At 41.2% G+C, this 2,590-nt stretch carries 1 protein-coding gene and 2 pseudogenes; all 3 read right to left on the bottom strand.

Annotation, left to right across the window (positions count from 1 at the left end):
- Positions 1-831 (bottom strand): annotated as a pseudogene (locus E6X37_RS10325) (YadA-like family protein); the annotation flags it as partial.
- Positions 828-1,031 carry a hypothetical protein gene (locus tag E6X37_RS10320; protein WP_316689790.1) on the bottom strand — a complete coding sequence of 68 codons (204 nt, stop codon included), beginning with the start codon at positions 1,029-1,031 and terminating at the stop codon, positions 828-830. The gene E6X37_RS10320 and the pseudogene E6X37_RS10325, both read right to left, overlap by 4 nt.
- A 25-nt stretch (positions 1,032-1,056) precedes the next feature.
- A pseudogene (locus E6X37_RS10315) lies at positions 1,057-2,590 on the bottom strand (YadA-like family protein); the annotation flags it as partial.

The raw sequence follows: 2,590 nt of genomic DNA, 5'->3' as shown, positions 1-2,590 counted from the left end.
TATTTCATTCGTACCTGGATTAATGGTCATGCCTTTAGGACCATATTGAGTTGTATTCGTACCGTCTGTCACAGTCGTGCCTGCACCACTGATTGTAGATACTGCATTGCCGTTTTTGAATTGAGCGCTAGTCAAGTCATTCAATTCTTTAGACAATTGCACGTGCAACTTACCGTCTTTCGCATTAACACCGATATTGTTATCGGACAATTTCGCTGCATCAGCGCCACCAACGATTTCGATTTTTTGATTCAATGTCTTATCGATAACTGTATTTCCGTTATCACCAGCGAAATGTAAGCCGTCGTTCATAGTCGCTACGGTTTCTTTTACAGAATTGCCGTTAGCGTCTTTCGTTTCATAAACGATACGATCTTTACCAGTACCTGTACTTGTCAAACCGTCAGCACCTTTAGCCGCTGTAATAGATGCATTTGCACCATCTTTACCGCGTACGCCCATAGTGCCGTCAGCACCATTCAATACAACGCCTGGTTTATCATTTGCCACATCACCTACAGATACACTTTCAAGGCCTGTCATGTTTTTATTCAAGGAATACGTGAAAGTAGTGCCTGTTTGATCAATAGTGAGGTTGTCACCGGCACGGAATTCTACTTCCGTTTTATCACCAACCTTAGTCGCCGCGTTATTGCCTGTTGCTTGACCTGTGCCTGTAGCACTACTCTTCGCCATCCAGCCGAAGTCCGCTACCTTATCTTCTACGGCCATCACACGAGTATCTACTGCTTGGATTTGATCTTCTGTCGCTGCTTGACCGCTCACAGGAGCCTGTCCACGAGTCCAGGTCTTATTGGATAAACCGTTCACAGTACCTTTATTGTCCTTGTTAACGCTTTAAGATCTTTGCCTTCTACAGTGCCTTCGGATGTAATATTACCTTTAGCCTTGATGCTACCATCAGTTCCATCAAGAACAATATTACCATTACCTAAGTTAACTTTATTTGCCAACTTGATATCGTAATTCGTATGACCATCAGTAGGATCTACGGTTGCTTCTAGTACCAAATTCGGAGTTTCTGTATCTTTCTTATTAACAGATACTGTCGTTTTGGATTATTTCATTCGTACCTGGATTAATGGTCATGCCTTTAGGACCATATTGAGTTGTATTCGTACCGTCTGTCACAGTCGTGCCTGCACCACTGATTGTAGACACTGCATTACCGTTTTTGAATTGAGCGCTAGTCAAGTCATTTAATTCTTTAGACAATTGTACGTGCAACTTACCGTCTTTCGCATTAACACCGATGTTGTTATCGGACAATTTCGTTGCATCAGCACCACCAACAACTTCTAGCTTTTGATTCAATGTCTTATTAATAACTTCAGGATTATTATCGCCACCGAATTGCAAACCGTCTTTTAATGTTGCTACCTGTTCTTCAGTACCAGCTGCATTAGTATAAACAATGCGATCCGCTTGGTCTGTTTCACCTACATGAGCATCACCTTTTCCAGTCTTAATAGTTGCCTTTGCACCATCCGGATTTGTAAGACCTAAACTAGTCATATCAGAGATCTCTTTATTTAAGGAGAATGTAATATCTCTACCAGTTTGGTTTACATTTAGGTTATTACCTGCTTTAAAAGTCACTGTATCAGACCCTGTTACAGTACTTGTGGAGTCACCAGAATGAGTTCCGCCATCAGCAGCAGTAGCGACATTCCATGTTGCCAAGGTCTTAACCTTCTGTTCGCCTTCCGGTGTAAGATTATCTAGCTTATTCGTTGCGGCGTTATTGATTTTAGCCTTTGTATCATCATTGATATCAACAGTTACAACCCCATCTGCAGCAGTTGTAGCAGTCGTCATAATACCATTTTTAAAGTTCAAACCTTTCTTTAATGTAACGGTCTTATCTGCACCATCATTATCCTTATAAGTCAGGATAGTAGATTCTGCTACCTTAGTTGGATCGATACCAATTTTGTAAGTTGCTGTATCTTTGTCCGCACTAAGCTCCGGTGTCACAGTAATCGGGCCATTAGGATCCGCTGCTGCCATTGTAACTGCTTTAACAGCCTCTTGTTTAACTGCTTTTTCTGTCACGGTTACTGTTACATCATCACCAGCTGCAGAAGTCGTTACAAGGCCTGCACCTTTTACATTAAACTTCACATCACCTGTACTTAAGGATTTTTCTGTTGTATTACCTGTATCTCCACCTAAGGAAATCTTACGAGCCAAGGCTGCCGTATTAGTTGCAATGTTCTGCGTATTGGTTGCAATATTACCTTTATTTGTGGCAATTTCTGTAGCATTTTTCGTGATATTGTCCGCATTCTTTGCAATATTATCCTTGTTCTTATCGATATTAGCCTTATTCGTAGCAATATCATCTTTATTTGTTGCTACTTGTGTATCAACGGCTTTCAATTGATCTTCTGTTGCCGCACGGCCACTAACAGGGGTTGTAGTACCAGGTGTCCAGGACGTATTAGTAAGCCCTTCTACCGCAGGTGTAGTCACCTTTGTCGTAGCTGTTACAGTATTAAAGTTTACATCATTTTTAGTCGCTACAGTAAATGTCTTGCCATTTTGAGTAATAGCTATATTAGAGCCA

Source organism: Veillonella parvula (assembly GCF_032550495.1).
Classification (GTDB): domain Bacteria; phylum Bacillota; class Negativicutes; order Veillonellales; family Veillonellaceae; genus Veillonella; species Veillonella parvula_G.
This window is presented reverse-complemented; position numbering and strand designations above follow the sequence as displayed.